Genomic DNA, 17,890 nt, shown 5'->3' with positions numbered 1-17,890 from the left:
GGAAGCTCCGCGGGAGCGGCTGAGGGCCTCGGAAGTTTTCGCGGCCGCCCTGGCCGAGCCCTAGGTGCATGGTCCCGAGGATGAGATCGATCGCCGCCCTGCCGCTGGCTGTGACGGTAGATCCCGCGCCACCCTCCAGTTGCGCGATCGTATCGGCGAGCAGCGCGCGGCTGGGATGCCGGCCCGCGTGTAGTCATAGGCACGGGCCTGCTCGTAGCCTGCGAAGGTGAAAGTGGTGGTCAGGTAGAGAGGCGGCGTGACAGCGCCGAAGTTCGTGTCCGTTCCGATGCCGTTCGCTGCGGCGATGGTTTGCAAGCTTCTGTCCAACGACATGGCCGCTCCTTCCTCGATGCTGGGCGGTCGTGGGGCAGGCTCTCAGAGTTGCCCGCAGCCTGAAAGCCGCGCCCGCCTACATTGCCCGCAGAAACTCATCAGCAGGTAGGTGACCGCCTCAGCCCTGCTATGCGGAACCTTCCTCTGCTTGGCGAAATCTACCTCGACGTGACGAGCAGGCCGTCCTTGAGCAGGTGGCGCAGGTGACGGACCTTGGAGCGGTGACGCGGGATGTTGCGGCATGCTCTGCTGGGACGAGCGTGCTTCTCCGGTAGTGGTCGAACTCAGAGGCGTGGAGTGGCCCGGCAGCCCAACCTGGGCGATGCCTGGGTTGTTGCTGCCGCTAGAGGACCTTGTTCGAGGGGAGTGGGGTCATGGGCACTCAGACGAGGAAACCTGAGAACGATCCTCACCAGCCTGTCGAGGATCCGGCGGCGTTCGGCACCTACAGCTCGACGCCCTGTTTCATGCACGAACTCGATCCGAGCTTCGTCGGCCTGACCAGCGGATCGGAGCGGGCAGGGAGCCCTCCGCTACCTGCCGGCAGCCTGGATTGGCCAGCGATCCGGCAGTGGCGGAAGGAGATGCGCACTCAGTTGATCGAGCGTCGGCTTCAGATCGGGTCCGCAGAGCGCGCGGACTGGAGCGGGCGGATCGACACGGCGCTGGCGGAGGCGCTCTCCTCGGCCTCGGGAAACCTCGTCGGCTTCTACTGGCCCTTCAGAGGGGAGTACGATGCACGCACGCTCCTCACCGGTCTGCGCACGCGCGGGGTGCGCCTCGCGCTTCCCGTGGTGGTGGCAAAGGCGCAGCCACTCCAGTTTCGTGAATGGTGGCCGGGTGTGGCGATGTCCCGGGGCGTCTGGAACATCCCGATCCCAGCCGAGGGCGAGCCGCTACTCCCTGATATCCTGCTCGCGCCACTCGTCGGCTTTGACGTCTCCGGCTTCCGGCTAGGCTACGGCGGGGGCTTCTATGACCGGACCATCGCGGCGATGCCATCGAAGCCACAGACGATCGGCGTCGGCTTTGAACTGTCGCGCCTGGACACCATTCATCCGCAGCCGCACGATATGCGGATGGACCTCATCATCACTGAACGAGCCTCAGCTCCGTAACGCTCCATCTGCGAACCTCCACTTCGGAGACGCGATCAGGATCGGCTGAACTCCGGCATTGCCCGCAATGACGAACGGCTAACCTCGCCCGGGTGCAGTCCGTCTGCTCGTGGGGTTCGAACTGTGGGTGAGCGGACATCTGGCGCGGTTTTGCTGAATGCCTCCGATTGACCCTGAGCGGACTCAAGGTGCGCGTGCCGAATATGTCCGCTTCAACGCGGGAAGCGGACGGCGTGCGGAGGCCACCACATCCGCACCAAGCGCACAGACGGGCTGAAGTCCGGCGGCCTTAACCGGCTTGGCCTGCTGCGGTTGATGCCAGCATCAACACATGCAGCCATCGGCAGTCGAAGGTCTTTCAGATTTGTATGGACTGGCCCTCTCCCGAAAGGCGGCCAGCAGCGACGGGTACTCCAGCGGGAGCCGGCCTACTCCGACTTCGGCTTGCGGAGAAGGTAGACCTGCCACGTCAGCATCATGCTCGACGCCATCAAGGCTGCGTGCAGCAGGTGAAGTAGAAATGGTCCATCTTGCATCGGCTTGATCCTGCGGGCGTGGCGGCGCCAGGAAAGCCAGAGCTCTGGCAACAACCGGGCCAACACCCACGGTGACGTGCCGCGCGAACCTCCCACATCCAGCGGTAACGCCGAGCGTCCGAGCCTTCGGGTCGGCTGACAAGATCGGGCCGTGGCGGTTGCCTACGCCGGGCCAGGCTCGGAAAGCGCGAAAGCCTTCGCCGAGAGCAGGCGCGTGACGGTCGCGAGGAGGTCGGTCTGGGTGATGATCCCCAAGATGCGCCGCTCCTCGTCCACGACGACCACCGCATGGGTGTGGCCGTCGGTCAGCGAGGACGCCAACGCGACCACCGGCTCATGAGGTCCGGCCGTTTGCGCCTCCGACATCACCTGCGCGATGCCCACCTCGCCATGCAGTGTCAGCTCTCGCAGGCCGAGCGTGCCCGCTAGCTGACCGGCCCCGTCCACCACGGGCAACGTCCGGATGTTATGCGCGATCAGGAGCTCTCGCGCCCGCTCAGCGCTGCCGTCCAGCCCGATGGTGACCACATCGCGCGACATGATCTCGCCGCAGGTGAGGTCGCCCTGCGAGCGCACGAGCGCGTGGTGTTCGACCTGCTGCAGGAGCCGGTCAAGGTCGGCCCGATCGATGTCCAGCGTCTCGTGCAACGCGACAAGGGCAGCATCGACGTCCTCCGGCTTGAAGCCGACGCGGAGCGGCGCGGGCAGGTCAGCGGTGCCATGGGTGTTGACCGGCACCGCAACTGGGACGTGCGGGTAGTTGCGCCGCGCGATTTTGTGGAAGGTGATACCAAGAGCGACCAGGATGACCGAGTTCACGCAGACCGGAAACAGCGGGAACAGGAAGCCGGCGGACGTGACGGCTGGGCCGCCGATCAATGCCGTCAAGGCGGCCGCACCACCGGGCGGGTGAAGGCACCGGGTGAACGACATCGCGGCGATTGCTAGCGAGACGCCGACGCCGATCGCCACCACCGGATCCGGGATGAAGCGGGCAGCCAGCACGCCCACGAAGGCCGAGATCGTGTTGCCGCCGATGATGGGCCAGGGCTGGGCGAGGGGACTTGCCGGCACGGCAAACAGCAGAACGGCCGAGGCGCCCATCGGGGCGACGATCAGCGGGATGTCGGGTCCCTGGCCGAAGACCAAGCCGCAGATCAGGCCGGTGAGCGTGATGCCCGCGAGCGCACCCAGGCAGGCGATGAGGCGCTCGCGCAGGGTTGCGCCTGCCAAGATCGGCCTGAACAGGCGAAACCCGGCTGACTTGCCGCTCTGCTGCTTTGGGCTGACGGAGTTGGACATCTTCGCGCGTCCCTCGCTTGCCCGAACCGCCGTCCGAGGTGCCCGATCAACAGGCAGATGCTCCGACGGCCGGCGCGGGACACTGGTATACCAAGCCTCCGTTTACGAGCCGCGGCCGAAATTGCAACGTGGCGAGGCACGCTGCCTGTCGGCGAGGCAACCTAGGCTCGGGCACTCAGCCGAAGACCATGAGGGACATCGTCGCCACCGCGCTGCTCACTGTCGCTGCGGTGCTCGGCTGCGTTCGCTTCGTGGAGATGTTCGCGGACAGGCGGAACGTGACCACCTGGGATCAGGTCAGCACCACCGTCGGGGTGACGGCATTCCTGACCGCGAGCGGGCTGACACTCGAACGCGGCGGGATCGCGGCCGCCGCGCTGCTGCTGCTGCTCGCATGGCTGGTTCATGACATGGTGCGACGTCACAGCCCATCCAAGCGGACCTTCGCGGCCTGCACATGGCTCAGCATGGCGTCGCTGCTCGTCTACATCGCCCTGGACTGAAACTGACAGCCCTGTCCCAGATGTCGCCAGTCGAGCAGCATCAGACCAGACATGAGGAGCATCCCAACGGTCTGGGGCAAGCGCCGGTTCAGGTCTTAGATAGCTTGCCGTCCGGACCCGCGGCGGCGTACCGGCACGGTCGGGCACCATCGCCGATTGGAGCCCTCGATGTTCACCTACACGACAAACGTGCTGCATGCCGCCTGAAGTTGCGCCTCGCTGACGCCTTCAAGCGCGATCGAGATACCCTTGACGGCGATCACGGCGTCTCCGCACCGATCCTCGCTCGTGACGGAAAGAACATCCGCAACGTCGAACAGTCCGAGCTCGCGTAGATCGAGGTGGTCCGCTTCCGGATCGAAGTCGGTGATCGTGTCTTGGCCTATGTCCTCGGGGTGGAACACAAACGTGTCCGCGCCTTTGCCGCCCCGGAGCGTGTCATCTCCCGAGCCACCACGCAGGACGTCTGCTCCGGTGCCACCGATCACCAGGTCGTCGCCGGCTGCACCATCGAGGTGATCGTCCCCACGACCGCCTGAGATCCGATTGTCGGCTTGGTCCCCGGTCAAGGTATCGGCCGCGCGTGAGCCGATGATGTTCTCGATCCCGCTGATCACGTCACCCTGCGCGTAGCCGCCGAGACCCACGATGGGCTGCAGCGCGATGCCGAGATCGACGGTCACGCCCTCCGAGGCGGCACTGAACACGATGGTGTCGTTGCCCTCTCCGCCATCGATCATGGTCGGATCGGCGCCCGGCATGATCCGATCGTCGCCGGAGCCGCCGGAAAGGAAGTCCTTGCCGGCGCCACCCTCGATGACATCGTCGCCCGCGCCGCCGATCAGGTTGTCGTCGCCGCTGTTGCCGCGGAGCTCGTCGTCGCCATCCTCGCCGTAGGCGAAGGCGCCGAGCGGGCCCGCTCCGGCCATCAGGACGTCGTCGCCGGTGCCGCCGTGCAGGGCATCAAGCCCCGAGCCGCCCTGCAGGGTGTCGTCTCCCGCCTCGCCGTAGAGCGTGTGGTCGCCAGCCGTTACCACGATCGTGTTGTCATGCGCGTTGCCGACGAGCACCAAGGCCGCACCGGGCGTGGTCGGAAGGCCATCTTGCTCGTAGGTTCGATCCTCTGGGCCAAGCTCGATCGTCTCCGCAACCTTGAAGGCCGCGAAGTGGAGATGCTCGAGCCCGGTGTTCCGCATGACGATGTCGGAGAAATGCTGGGAGCCGATATCGGCGAGAAGCAGCGGCGCATCCTTGAGCTGGTTGAAGTAGTAGAAGCGGTCCCCCTCCTGCAGCCGGTCGAGTTGCTCCTGGAAGATCCAGGTGAAGGTCGAGCCCATCTGGCTCGCACCGAACGGCTTCTCCGCGAGGCCGCCGACGAACAGGTCGACATCGCCGACATGGATATCCGCCTCGCCGTAGGCGGCCTTGAACAGCGCTAGGAGCTCGGCCTGCTCCTCCGGTGTGCCGCGCAGGTTGGCCCCGAACTCGGCCCAGGTCTCGTAGGGCATGAGGCCGGGGACCTTCTCGGGCTGGGTCGCCGTGTAGTTCGATGCCTGACCAGCCTGATCGATGAGGCTGGTGTTCTCGCTCACGTAGCGCCGGAAGGTATCGAGGGTCGGCACCCCGGCCTCGCGGCCCCGCTCGATATTGGCTGCGTAGAGGTCGAGCGGCAGCCCGAGCAGCTTGCTGCGGATCACCTCGACGATCTGCTCGTCGATCCGCTGGTGCGCGACCTGAACCTCGCCTGCAATGATGGAAGCCGCACCACCGACCCCGTCCGTGAGCGGATCCCGGCCATCGAACATGGCCGGGTTCAGGAAGGCCGAGAACAGCGGCACCTCCCGCATCGCGCCGTCGCTATCCACGTACGGAATGGTCTCGTTGATCATGGAGTGGCCGACGCGATACATGGCGCCCGCGAACTCCTCCGAGATGCCGGGATTGACGTTTGGGTTGTACCCGCCGAAGCCGTGCGATGGGCCGGGGATGCCGCCGGACATCCCGTCGGCGAATTCGGTGAAGACGGTGCGCTGGTACTCGGCCGAGGTGACGATCTTGGCGGCCTGGAACACCTGTTCGGCACTCCAGTCCGGATGCAGCGCCCGGATCTGCTCAGCTTCGAAATTGTGCTCGCGGTACCAGACCGTGTGGACCGCGGTCAGCGCGACGTTCTCGTCGGCACGGTGATCCCCGGCAATGTGGTAGGATAGAAGGCTCTGCAAATCGAATGTCGGGTTCGGCGTGACACCGTCCGGCCCGAACGGCGATGCGAGCGCATCATTCTTGTCGCCCAGCATGATCGTGTGCTTGGCGTCGCCGATGTCACTGAAGTTCACGAAGCCCGGAGCTGTCGTGAGGCGGGCCCAAGCGTCGATGTTCGTGATCGTCTTGTCCGCGACGTCGGCCAACAGCCGATCGATGACGTCTCGGGGCACGCCATTGTTGACCAAGACATCGGCATAGCTCGGCAGATTGCCCCGGGTGATCCCGTCCGGGCCCACTTCCTGGGCTCCGTCGAGCAGGCGATGGGTCTTCACCCAGCCGCCGTTGCCGTCCGGGATCAGGTCGCCGGCTGCGGTGCGCGCACTCTCGCGCAACAGGTCCGCCATCTTCGGCTCGGAGCCGTAGGTTTGGCTCTGGTCGACGAACGGTGCCGTCTTGTTGAGATGCGCCGTCCCGGTGCTGTTGTTCATCACGGGCGCGCCATCGGCACCAAGCACGACACGCCCGTTCACAAGGTCGAAGCGTCCGGCGCGGCTGCCGGTCAGGAATTCGAACCCTGGCGGAGGGTGATCCCCCAATTGCTTGAGGAGGTTGTCGGTCGCGTCGATCTGGACGGAGGGAAGTCCCTGCGCCGCGCGAATTGCGTCGAGGCGGAGCTGGGCGGTCGCCAGCCGATCGTCCACGTCGCTGATGGGGACGAGATCGGGGCCGCCGCCGCGGGCGTAGAAATCGAGGCCGTGATCGAAGAACTGCCCGAAGGACATCAGGAGAAGGTTGCCGCCGAAGCTGTTCGGCAGGCTGATCGTGTTGCCGCCGGCATCGAGAGGTTGCTGGCCGATCAGGTCACTGACCAGCCGAGGGTTCGGGAGGAGAGACGTCCCGTCGACGGAGGTGACGCGCGCTGCGTTCGGGCTGGTCTGAGTTTCTGTCTGCTCGAACTGAGCGGGCGACAGGCGCAGGAAGGGCTGACTGGCCGCTCCCCAGAGTTCACGACCGGGCGTGAGGTTGTTCTCGAACCCGCTGACGTTGCGGTGCAGGGCTGGGTCGCTCGCTTGGGTCAGAAGCAGATCCAGATCCTGCGGACGGAGCTCGATATGTTTCACGCCTGCCGGGGGCGGTTGCTGCGTCGAACGCCGGTCTGCTTGCGCTCCCATCCTCTCGCCTCCTTCGCAGTCCTGACCACGGACGAGCAGGAGGCAGCCCCTGGTGCTGCCACCCGGCTCTCACGAAATAGCTGGCGCCCGGTGTCTGGCCTCAAACCTCCAAGACGAGCCGGCGTCACGCCACCATGGCTTGCAGCCGCGATATTGTGACGACGTTGATCTCGGCAGCAGGGGCCCGTGCAATGCGGCGCCGAGTAGACAACAATCCTCTTGGCGCGCCTCTTCTGTTCGCCGATTTTGGCCAAGCCAAATCGACGCTGAACTCAAAGCCTAATTTAGGAAAACTATAATAGTCGATTTAGGGCCGGAGGGTATGGGCTAGTCGCCGCCACCGCGCCTGCATTTGTTAAGAAAGCTCACAATTTACTAGATTTAAACTGGGATAAGGCCGATACAGGAGGCAATAAACGTGCCGACAGCAAGTTGATAAAGCTGCATGCCTTCGCAGCGGAAAACCCATACTTGTGATTGCTGGATCCGCTGTATCATTATCTTTGTTTTAACTATCGCCTGTCCTGCTTGCTCGAGACCGCGTACAACCAATTTAGCCTCGTCTATACCAAAGCTCGCACCGCAAGGATCATCAGCGTTCGTGCCCCCTCTCGGCGCCCGCTTGATAATACAGCACCTACTACCTGGGTTCAGACGTAGAATTCACGGGAAGCAATGCAGGCGTGGGCAAGTCTAGCTCGGGCGTTAACGTGGCCGTTTGCCGCCACTGACCTGACCGGCTGGCTTTGGACCGGGCTGATTGCGAGGATCAGCCAGGACCGGAGGAGCTGGAGATGAGGCGAGGGCAGAGGCCGAGTGCCGAGCAGGTGGTGCTGACGTTGCGCCAGATCGAGGTACAGACAGCCCAGGGCAAGAGCATCGCGGTTGCCTGCAAAGAGGCGGGCATCTGCGAGCAGAGCTGAAGGACGAGTGCCTGCGCCAAGAGATCTTCTCCTCGCTGAAAGAAGCGCAGACTGTGATTGGACTCTGGCAAAACACCGACAATCGCGTCCGGCCGCACTCGTCCTTGGGGCTACCAGCCGCGCCCGTCAGCTTCCCGGATCTGGCCTTCCGCCTACCCATGGCAACGACCATGCAGTAGCCTCGCAATTGGCTCGGTCCAAAATGCCGGTCAGGTCACTCAGTAATCCTCGCCGGAATGTTCCAGCCAAGTTGCGCACGTGAGGCCGCGACCATTCACTCCTCTACTCGGTCACTGGAAGGCGCATTCCAGATCGCACTCTGAACGAAAGATCGCACCTTTTCCTCCGAGAGAGTGTTGGTTTGGCAGGGCAGCACCGGAGGCACCATGAGAGCGGACATTCGCGCGCCACTGCTCGCAACCGCGATCCTCACGAGCATCGCAGGGATCGCCCTCGCTGAAGGAGCGGCAAACAAGGGCACCGGAGCTGGGCAGGCCGGTGACCGCAGCGATGTCGGCACTCCCAGCGGAAGCATGGGGGCCGGCGGAATGACCGGCACCGGAGCCACGAAGGATGGTGCCCGCACGGGTACCGGCGTTGGCAATTCAACGACGGGTAGCGCCGGAGCCTCAGGCACATCTCATGGCAGCAGCCCGACCGCTCCTGCCCCTGGTACGACCCGCTAAGCGACGCGTGAACCTGCCGGCCTCGTCACCCAGTTCGCGGTTCGCTCAGGCGCCTCACCTCACTGCGAGCGACGGCTGAATGAGACCGCGTAGGCCTGGACGCGGGCATCGATCAGCGGATCGTCGGAGACCTCGATTCCGTCGGTCAGCGCGTTCGGCATGAACAGCAGTGCCTTCTCGGCGTTCGCGCTGTCGGCCACAGCCTTCGTCACCGTCAGGGTGCCGAGATCAACCGTGCGGCGGTCGTCCGGCCAGGGCTTGGTGGCATCGTTCGTCGGGTCGCCCGGCTCTGCAAGCTGTGCCAGCACTCGGAACCTCGCGGGCTCACGCGCGAGGCGCGGACCGATCTCGTCCATGAGATAGTTCGGTCCGCGCTTGGCCGCCTCCTCAGGCGTGAGGATCTCCTCGCCCTCTGCCGGTACAAAGCGGTAGCGGAACGGCTGACGCTTGCCATCCTTGTCCACGAAGATGAAGGCGTTGACGCCGTTGTAGGTCTGGCGGGCGAAGCTCGACGGGGTCTTGGCGGTCTTGCCGGCTGTGGCGGCAGCCGGGTGGCTGGCGGCGAAGCGCTCCAGCGCCGTCGGATGGGCAGCATCCGGACCGCTCTCAGCGGCCGCTCTCAGAAGGTCGCGGAACTCCTCGCCCGTGGCGACGGGGAAGAACTTCAGCGCGTTCACGACGACGTCCATCTCCGAGCCGTCGGCGAGCTTGCACTTCAGGGCCATGCCGTGCGGGTTCGCGTTGGCGGCCCCGTCCGCGATGGTGGGCACGCCCGTCGCATCCGAGAAGCGGATCGTCACGGGTACGGGCGGGCCCTGGAACAGAGATGCCTTGCTGATCTTGGCGGCCTCGGGCGAGGGCGTGAAGCTCCCTTCCGCCACGACGCCCTTGGCGTGGTTGGCCCGCAAGCCCGGATGCTTGCCGAACAGCTTGTTCATCGCGTCGATGGTCTGCTCGGCGGTCGAGGGCTCCTCGGCGAAGGCGGGGATGCCGGTCGTCAGAGCCAGGAGGCTCGCCACGAAGGCGAGCCCGATTTTTGTCTGCCGCATGAGGGTCCTCCCAGCGCCTTTGGTTCTCATTATGCCTAAGGTGGCGCAGTGATCGAGATGCTGCCGATCATGCCCGGATGATACCGACAATAGTACGCCACCGCGCCTGCTCGCGTGAGGGTGATGCGGCCCTTCCCTTCTGCTGGGATGGCTACATCCCACCTCCCGTCGCGTTCTGTGGCCGTATGCGCGACGAAGTCGCGGCTGACCCACTCGACAGTGTCACCCACGCGGGCAGAAACCTGCGCTGGAACAAACCCGAGATCCTTAACTCGGATCTGGATCGTCTCCGCCACCGCTGAGGAAATGGGGCAGGCCGCTAAACCGAGAAGCCAAGCCAGGCGAAGTGGCCGCCCCCTGCACAACCACCTCACCTCAGCGCCTGCACGACATGCTCGGCATGCTGCTCGTGCCCCTGGAATATCTTGAGCCCTGTGCGCAGCAGGTCCTTCAGCTCAGGATTGCTCGCCGATGGGATCAACGTGCTCTCAAGGGCTCCGTTGACGGTCTTGTGGAAGCCGACCTCGTTCTCGGCATAGGCCTTGTCGAAGGCGGCACCGTTGAGCTTTCTCAGCGACGCTTCCTTCTCGTCGGCTTGCTTCACCAGCCCCTTGCTGGTGTCATTGTCCTGCGGGGTAACGTTGAGCTTCTTGACCAACGCGAGAGCCTTGTCGTTCACAGCCTTGTGGTCGCGCACCATGTCCTCGGCGAAGGAGCGCACCTCCTTGTTCTGGGACTTCTGCAGCGCAAGTTCGGCAGCCTTGATGTCGATCTGCCCGGCCGTGTAGGCGATGTGGGCGATCTGCGCGTCGTTCGGCTTGGTGCCTTGTGCGCCAGCTGTGATGGTGCTCATCACCAACGCGGCTAAAGCGGCAGTTCCTCTCATGAGCATCGCGTCTCTCCATCACTGCGCTCAGAAGATGCCCTTCTGAGCGCACTTGGATGCGAGATGCGTAAAAAGGTTCCCGCCACTTACGCGAGGCCGAGCCGCTCCAACACCGCGTCGGTCAGGCGCCTGCAGCGAGAGCCAGCAAACGGGAAGGCGTCCGTCAGCACCGGACCGATCTGCTCCTCCAAGTCGCGCCTCAGCAGCTGCCGGGCCCGGTGGAGGCGGGTCTTGACGGTCTCCAGCCTGAGGCCGAGCAGCTCCGCGGTTTCCTCGGTGCTCAGGCCTTCGACCAGGCGCGCGATGAGCACCGAGCGGAACCCGTCTGGCAGCCGGTCGATGGCCTGCTCGAGCAGAGCGCGGATCTGGTGTTGTGCCATGAGAGCTTCCGGGTCGAGCGGAACGCTGGGGTGCGGAAACGGGATGATCTCGGCGCTGGTCCTGTGCGCCGGGCTGGAACTGAGACCTAAGCTTGAGCGCTGGTGCCGGAGGCGGCCGAGTGCTTCGTTGATGACGATGCGGGTCAGCCAGGTGCTGAAGCGCGCCTCGCCCCGGAAGGTATTCAGGCGGGTGAAGGCTCGCACGTAGGCCTCTTGCAGCACGTCCTCCGCCTCGCTGTCATTCCGGACGATGCTGCGCGCGATCCGGTACAGGCGGCGGTTATGTTGCTGGAGGATCAGCCGGATGGCCGAAGGATCGTGGCAGCGTGCTTGTTCGAGGAGTTCGATCTCGTCGGCCGGGGGCTGATGATGGGTGCGCTCGGTCATGGCGCGACTGCCTGCTGCTGCAAACAGGCGGTAGATGCAGCCGCTGCCGAAACGTTCCCGAGCCAGGAGCCGGCCCGGCGAAGTGAAGGCAGCCGACCAAAGAAGCTGATCCTGCTACTTCACTGGCTCCATAACGCCCAACCTGCGAAGCCCTCGCGGATTGGGCGCTATGGTGTCATGCAGCCAGCGACGTCATCGAGACCCGCTCGGCGATCCAATTCCGCGCAGCCTCAAGGCCGGGGAACTGAACCGACAGCACGCCAACATCGCAGGCGCCAAAGCCAGCCTCAACACACCACTGCCCGGCCAGCCCGTCTGCGGCGTGCAACTCGTCGCTGAGACGCACCAGCACAGCCACAAGCTTGCCGTCCGCATATGCGAGACGCCCCTCGGCATCCGGCGACTGCGTTCCGATCACCACCTGTTGCAGCGTGATGTTGACCATCCACTCCCCCGTGCGAGAGGCTTACCGCCAAGCTCGTACCTCGTAACCGCATTAGCCTGAAGCAAGTTTCATGACGCGCAGGCCAAAGGCCGTTGCGTGCTGGGCATGGGCATGTCCGCTCCGCAGCCCTCAAAGCAGAGGTAGCCCGGGTCGAACTCGCCGAACGCTTTCAGCCCCTGAACATCCAGGATCGTGATCCGCTGGTTGCTCCAAGTGGCGAGCCCGCTCGTACGCAGCGCCCGCAGGACGCGGTTCACGTGAACCGGCGAGATGCCGAGCGCATCGGCCACGTCGCTCTGGGACACAGGAAACTTGAAGCTGTTCTCATTGGCGAGATCGATCAGCTGTAGGCAGGTCAGCAACTCGCAGAGAAGGTGCGCCAGACGCTTCTCGGCCGGACGCGTGTCGTTGACGATCCACTCGCGAGCCCGGCTCAGCTCGCGCAGGGTGACCCACCAGAGTGCGCGGCTGATGCCCGGATAGGTGCTGATCAACTCCATCAGTCTGGAGCGGGGAATGTCAACGACCGAGCAGGACGTGAGCGCGCCAAGGCGCAGATCGCGTCCGAACGTGCCGGCGTCGTGCATCGAGCAGAGGTCCCCCGGCAGAGCGAAGGAGACGAGCCGGCGATTGCCGGCTTGGAGCACCTTGTAGCGGCAGGCAAAGCCGCTCAGGATGAGGGGGACGCGATCGACAGCGTCACCCGTGACGATATCCTGACGAGCCGACACCGGCCGGGGATTGAGCGTCAGGTTCTGCAGCTCAATCCGTTCCTCATCGGTCAGCGGACCCGCGCGTTCGAGCTTCCGCAGGAAGGCATACGCCACAACTATATTGCCTCTGATGCAACCTCATTGGGTTATATTCTCTTCGATCGCGGGCTGCTTTGTGCGTACTTTAACGCAACTCAGGGTTGCAAGATCGACATGCTTCGAAAAGCTTTTCTATTGGCGTGAAGTATTCCGGATGCCTCGCCTGCAGCTCACGAGGGGATGCTCGGCTACGCTGTGGTTTGTTGATCCGCCCCGAGGCGTTGCCGAGAAAACGCGATGGTGGCGTGTGGGTCAGATGTGAGGACGCAGCCGGCGCTCAATACCACGGCTGCGGGTCCAGCCCGGCGACTTAATCCAGCGGCCAAGCCAAGTAAATCTGCCAGCGAAGGCAGACACAACTGCCATGCGGCCTGTGCATCCCATCCTCGGAACACACGATTCAAGCATTCCGTTGACCCATGTCGGCCGCCTGAGCTTCGCTATGACGCGAATGCCTGTGCAGCTGGTTAGCCTCCTTTGATGACAAGGAAGGATCCTCCCATGGCTGACACCGTCGGTGATTTCTTCTGGAAGCGGCTGTCGGAATGGGGAGTACGGATCGTGTTCGGCTACCCGGGCGATGGCATCAACGGCCTCCTCGGAGCCCTTAATCGCACTGAAGAACCGATCGAGTTCGTCCAGGTGCGCCACGAGGAGATGGCCGCCTTCATGGCCTCCGCCTACGCCAAGTTTACAGGAGAACTCGGCGTCTGCATGGCCACCTCTGGCCCTGGAGCCAGCCACCTGATCACAGGCCTCTATGATGCGCGGCTCGATCACATGCCGGTGCTCGCAATCACGGGTCAGCAGGCACGCACTGCCGTCGGCGGGCATTACCAGCAGGAACTCGACCTGCAATCCATGTTCAAGGATGTGGCCGGCGCCTTCGTCCAGCAGGCCAGCGCACCTGCTCAGACACGCCATTTGGTGGATCGCGCCATCCGCATCGCCAAAGGCGAGCGGGCCGTGACCGCCCTCATTTTCCCAAACGACCTGCAGGACGTGCCCTACGAGGAGCCGCCGCGCAAACATGGAACCCTGCAGTCGGGTGTCGGCTACACCGATCCCAAGATGGTGCCCTTCGACGCTGACCTGCGGCGCGCCGCCGATGTACTTAATGCCGGCAGTAAGGTCGCGATCCTGGTCGGAGCCGGCGCGCTCCACGCTACGGACGAGGTCATCGCGGTCGCCAACAAGCTGCAGGCGGGTTGCGCCAAGGCGCTGCTCGGCAAGGCCGCCCTGCCGGATGATTTGCCCTGGGTCACCGGCTCGATCGGGCTACTCGGCACCAAGCCGAGCTGGGACCTCATGATGGAGTGCGACACGCTCCTGATGATCGGCTCAGGCTTCCCCTATTCCGAGTTCCTGCCAAAACCCGGCCAGGCACGGGGGGTGCAGATCGACATCAAGCCCGGGATGCTCTCGATCCGCTATCCCATGGAGGTGCCGCTCATGGGCGACGCCGCCGAGACGCTGCGGGCGCTCCTGCCGCTCTTGGAGCAGAAGTCCGACACCTCCTGGCGCAAGACCATTGAGCAGGGGGTCGCTGACTGGTGGAAGGATGCGGAGAACCGCGCCCTGGCCAAGGCCAATCCGGTGAACCCGCAGCGCGTCGCCTGGGAGCTCTCGCCGCGCCTGCCCGAGGGAGCGATCATCACCTCCGATTCCGGCTCGTGCGCCAACTGGTACGCCCGCGACCTGAAGATCCGGCGCGGCATGATGTGCTCGCTCTCGGGCGGGCTCGCCTCGATGGGGGCAGCCGTGCCCTACGCGATCGCCGCCAAGTTCGCCCATCCCGACCGGCCGGTGATCGCGCTCGTGGGCGACGGCGCCATGCAGATGAACAATATGGCCGAGCTGATTACGGTCAAGAAATACTGGCAGCGCTGGTCCAACAAGACCTGGATCTGCTGCGTGTTCAACAACGAGGATTTGAACCAAGTCACCTGGGAGCAGCGCGTACAGGAGGGCGACCCGAAGTTCGAGGCGACTCAAGTCATCCCCAACGTGCCCTACCACAAGTTCGCCGAGCTGATCGGCCTCCGGGGCATCTACGTGGACGATCCGGAGCGGATGGCGGCCGCCTGGGATGAGGCGCTGGCCAGCGACCGCCCGGTGGTGCTGGAGGTGAAGACCGATCCCGAGGTGCCGCCGCTGCCGCCGCACATCACCTTCGAGCAGGCCAAGGATTTCATGGCGATGCTCTGGAAGGGCGACCCGAAGGAGAGTCATCTCCTCGCCGACACGGCACGTCAGGTGCTCGCCTCCGTGCTGCCCGGGGGCCACAAGTGAGGGACGCCAGGTGATTGCGTGAGAGGCTTGGCGATGCCGCCAGACGCACAGATCGCGGCGATCAGGGCACGGGCCTATACGATCCCGACCGACGCCCCCGGGGCCGACGGCACCTTCTCGTGGCAGAACACCACCCTGGTGGTGGTCATAGTCGAGGCCGCGAACTGCTCAGGCCTCGGCTACACCTACTCTCACGTAAGTGACGCCAGTCTCATCAACGAGACGCTGGGGCCACTGCTCGAGGGCGGCAATGCCTTCGACATTCCAAGCCTCAACGCAAAGCTCTGGCGGCAGGTGCGCAACATCGGACGCGCCGGTCTGGCCGCGACCGCGATCTCCGCGCTCGATGTGGCGCTCTGGGATCTGAAGGCGCGGCTCCTCGATCTGCCGCTGGTGCGCCTTCTCGGCGCGACGCGGTCTGCCACTCCGATCTACGGCAGCGGGGGCTTCACGAGTTACTCTGACGCGCAGCTGCGGGAGCAACTCGGAGGCTGGGTCGACCGCGACGGCTGCACGGCCGTGAAGATGAAGGTCGGCAGCGATCCAGCCCGTGACCCAGCGCGCATGAAGGTAGCCCGCTCGGCCATTGGCGAGGCGGCCCTGTTCATCGACGCGAATGGCGCCCTGACCCCAAAACGCGCCCTGCAGTTTGCTAAGGCCGCAGCGGAGTTTGGGGTGCGCTGGTTTGAGGAGCCAGTGAGCAGCGACGACCTTGACGGCCTGCGTTTCGTGCGTCAGCGGGCGCCAGCCGGAATGGAGATCGCGGCGGGCGAGTACGCCTATAATCTCGATGACGTTCGCTGCATGCTGGCGTCCGGGGCCGTCGACGTGCAGCAGGCCGACATCACCCGCTGCGGCGGCGTCACCGGTTTCCTGGCTGTCGGCACACTCTGTGCCGCCCACCACATCGACCTTTCCGGCCACTGTGCGCCGGCGCTTCATCTTCATGCCGCCTGCTCGCTCCCACGCTTCCGGCACCTCGAGTGGTTCCACGACCATGTGCGCATCGAGCAGATGCTGTTCGAGGGCGCACCGGTCCCGTGTAACGGGCGGATAAAGCCCGACCTGAGCTGTCCTGGCCATGGCCTGACCTTCAAGCACAAGGATGCGGAGCGCTATGCTGCCTGAGGCGGGCCAGGATGAGCTGCAGGCAGGAGGCAATCGGGAGCGCGCCAAACTCCGAGTGAGAGAACGCGGGCTGACCTCGGTCAACGTCCACCCGCTTGCAACCCTCGCACTCGCTGCCGCGGGAGTCGGTTTGTTGACGTGGTTCGCTGCCGGCCGCCCTCAGCACAGCGGCTCGGGCCCGAGGCGCCACTTCCACCCGAGGTCGGACGTCGCCAACACGAACGCTGCGCAGCGGCTCAATCATGGCTCAACTCTGCTTGCCGCCTCAGTGCTGCTCGACAGCGGTCTGGAGCACTATCGGGGGCAGTACTTCAACCGAGCGATGTACACACCTGTCCTGGTGTCGAGCGCCGTGCTCGCCTCCTCGTTGCACGGGGCCGGCGATGCTGGAGCGAGGTCCTCGCGCGTACGTCATGCCGTGCAGGCGCTGGCTGGCCTGACCGGTGTCGTGGGGCTTGGCTTTCACGCCTACAACGTCGGCAAACGCGAAGGTGGCTACCGCTGGGAGAACCTGTTCTACGCAGCCCCCATCGGTGCGCCCTTCGCCCTGACGCTCGCCGGCGTGCTCGGAGGCGCGGCCGAGCGCGTGCGCGATGCCGATCCGAGGGATGCGCTTCTGCTTGGATTGCCGGCCGGACCGCTGCTCGCGGCTGGGACGGCCCTCGGCCTTGCCGGAACTGTCGGCGAGGCAGGGCTTCTGCACTTCCGAGGCGCCTACCACAATCCTGCGATGTTCCTTCCCGTGAGCGTTCCCCCTCTCGCGGGCGCGCTGCTGGCTTGGGCCGCAGTGAGAGGGAGCGGACGTCGGCCACTCACACGAGGTTGGCTCTGGGCAACGGCCGCGCTCGGTCTGGGCGGCGTCGGCTTTCACACCTACGGGATCAGCCGCAAAATGGGCGGTTGGCGCAACTGGAGCCAGAACCTGCTCAGCGGGCCTCCGCTCCCGGCGCCACCCGCCTTCACGGGCCTGGCGCTCGCCGGCCTGGCTGCCCTCGATCTTCTGGAGAGGCGCGAGCATGCCTGAGCACCGCATCCCAGCATCTGATCCGCTGAAGACAGCCCGGGAGAATGATCCGCGACGTGATCTCTACCCCGGCTACGATGTCCTCTCGAAGCGCGACGGCCCCTCCTGGAATGCGATGACCCGCGAGGTCATCGCGGAGCGGCTGAGCATCGGGCCAGAGACGCACCACTTCTTCACCGACGACGAATGGCCGACGCTGAAGGCGATCTGCGAGCGCATCGTGCCGCAACCGCCCGGCCGTCCCGGCTGGATCCCAGTGGCCGCCCTCGTCGACCACAAGCTGCACGCGGGCGAGAGGGACGGCTACCGCTATGCCGGTCTGCCCGAGCAGGGCGAAGCGTGGCGGCGCGGTCTGCAGGCCCTCGACGCGGAGGCACAGCGCGCCTTCGGCGCGCACTTCCACGAACTCGGCGATTGGGCGCAGGACAAGCTCTTGCGCGCCGCGGAGGCCGGTGCGCTGACGGATCCCGCCTGGGAGGACATGGCGAGCGACCTGTTCTTCAAGCAGCGGGTACTGCCCGACGTGGTGAAAGCCTACTACGCGCATCCCACCGCTTGGAACGAGATTGGCTGGGGCGGGCCCGCGAGCCCGCGCGGCTACGTGCGCATGGATTTCGGCCGCCGGGATCCTTGGGAGGCCGCCGAAGCCAAGCCTGGCCACGAGGAAGAGGCTCGTCGAGCCAACCTGCGGGTCAGCCGCTGGTGAGAT

General features: G+C 65.0%; 14 protein-coding genes and 1 pseudogene. 8 read left to right on the top strand and 7 right to left on the bottom strand.

Going from position 1 to position 17,890, the window contains the following annotated elements:
* The first annotated feature begins 707 nt into the window (after positions 1-707).
* Positions 708-1,451 (top strand): 5-formyltetrahydrofolate cyclo-ligase, encoded by a 744-nt coding sequence (locus DK389_RS02170; protein WP_194075152.1) that lies wholly within the window; start codon positions 708-710, stop codon positions 1,449-1,451.
* Positions 1,452-2,149: 698 nt separating this feature from the next.
* Here the strand turns inward: DK389_RS02170 and DK389_RS02165 are convergent.
* Positions 2,150-3,289 (bottom strand): HPP family protein, encoded by a 1,140-nt coding sequence (locus DK389_RS02165; protein WP_194075151.1) that lies wholly within the window; start codon positions 3,287-3,289, stop codon positions 2,150-2,152.
* A gap of 188 nt (positions 3,290-3,477) precedes the next feature.
* Between DK389_RS02165 and DK389_RS02160 the strand changes: the two genes are divergently transcribed.
* Entirely contained in the window at positions 3,478-3,792 is a 315-nt protein-coding gene (locus DK389_RS02160) for a hypothetical protein (RefSeq protein ID WP_109887228.1), read from the top strand.
* Between the two features lie 176 nt (positions 3,793-3,968).
* Here DK389_RS02160 and DK389_RS02155 read toward each other — a convergent pair whose 3' ends face one another.
* Positions 3,969-7,169: a peroxidase family protein gene (locus DK389_RS02155; RefSeq protein ID WP_109887226.1), complete on the bottom strand. Its 3,201-nt coding sequence runs from the start codon at positions 7,167-7,169 to the stop codon at positions 3,969-3,971.
* 794 nt (positions 7,170-7,963) lie between these two features.
* Here DK389_RS02155 and DK389_RS34890 point away from each other — a divergent pair.
* Entirely contained in the window at positions 7,964-8,092 is a 129-nt protein-coding gene (locus tag DK389_RS34890) for a hypothetical protein (RefSeq protein WP_257791943.1), read from the top strand.
* A pseudogene (locus tag DK389_RS02150) lies at positions 8,086-8,271 on the top strand (integrase core domain-containing protein); the annotation flags it as partial. The gene DK389_RS34890 and the pseudogene DK389_RS02150, both read left to right, overlap by 7 nt.
* 566 nt (positions 8,272-8,837) lie before the next feature.
* Here DK389_RS02150 and DK389_RS02140 read toward each other — a convergent pair.
* The 5 genes from DK389_RS02140 to DK389_RS02115 all read right to left on the bottom strand — a co-directional run bounded on the left by DK389_RS02140 (position 8,838) and on the right by DK389_RS02115 (position 12,752).
* Positions 8,838-9,827: a catalase family peroxidase gene (locus DK389_RS02140; protein WP_109887224.1), complete on the bottom strand. Its 990-nt coding sequence runs from the start codon at positions 9,825-9,827 to the stop codon at positions 8,838-8,840.
* 370 nt (positions 9,828-10,197) lie between these two features.
* Positions 10,198-10,719, bottom strand: a complete 522-nt coding sequence (locus tag DK389_RS02130; protein WP_109887222.1) for a DUF4142 domain-containing protein — start codon at positions 10,717-10,719, stop codon at positions 10,198-10,200.
* An 80-nt stretch (positions 10,720-10,799) separates the two neighbouring features.
* Complete coding sequence (locus DK389_RS02125) at positions 10,800-11,480, bottom strand: RNA polymerase sigma factor (protein ID WP_109887221.1); 681 nt, start codon at positions 11,478-11,480, stop codon at positions 10,800-10,802.
* Positions 11,481-11,655: 175 nt separating this feature from the next.
* The gene (locus DK389_RS02120) at positions 11,656-11,925 is read right to left on the bottom strand and encodes a hypothetical protein (protein ID WP_109887219.1); all 270 of its coding nucleotides are present in this window, start codon (positions 11,923-11,925) and stop codon (positions 11,656-11,658) included.
* A gap of 68 nt (positions 11,926-11,993) precedes the next feature.
* Positions 11,994-12,752 carry a Crp/Fnr family transcriptional regulator gene (locus tag DK389_RS02115; protein ID WP_109887217.1) on the bottom strand — a complete coding sequence of 253 codons (759 nt, stop codon included), beginning with the start codon at positions 12,750-12,752 and terminating at the stop codon, positions 11,994-11,996.
* A 486-nt stretch (positions 12,753-13,238) separates the two neighbouring features.
* Here DK389_RS02115 and DK389_RS02110 point away from each other — a divergent pair, with 486 nt between their 5' ends.
* From DK389_RS02110 to DK389_RS02095, 4 genes are all read left to right on the top strand, one after another.
* Positions 13,239-15,029 (top strand): thiamine pyrophosphate-requiring protein, encoded by a 1,791-nt coding sequence (locus DK389_RS02110; protein WP_109887215.1) that lies wholly within the window; start codon positions 13,239-13,241, stop codon positions 15,027-15,029.
* Between the two features lie 33 nt (positions 15,030-15,062).
* A complete protein-coding gene (locus DK389_RS02105; RefSeq protein WP_109887213.1) occupies positions 15,063-16,157 on the top strand; it encodes an enolase C-terminal domain-like protein in 1,095 nt (364 codons plus the stop codon).
* A 133-nt stretch (positions 16,158-16,290) separates the two neighbouring features.
* Entirely contained in the window at positions 16,291-17,181 is an 891-nt protein-coding gene (locus tag DK389_RS02100) for a hypothetical protein (RefSeq protein ID WP_236960533.1), read from the top strand.
* Positions 17,174-17,887, top strand: coding sequence for a gluconate 2-dehydrogenase subunit 3 family protein (locus tag DK389_RS02095; protein ID WP_109887211.1), 714 nt, complete (start codon positions 17,174-17,176; stop codon positions 17,885-17,887). The genes DK389_RS02100 and DK389_RS02095 overlap by 8 nt, the downstream gene beginning before the upstream one ends.
* The last annotated feature ends 3 nt before the right edge of the window (positions 17,888-17,890 follow it).

Origin of the sequence: Methylobacterium durans, assembly GCF_003173715.1 — a bacterium.
Taxonomy (GTDB): domain Bacteria; phylum Pseudomonadota; class Alphaproteobacteria; order Rhizobiales; family Beijerinckiaceae; genus Methylobacterium; species Methylobacterium durans.
The sequence above is the reverse complement of the archived record's forward strand: the minus strand, read 5'-3'. Positions and strand labels throughout refer to the sequence as shown.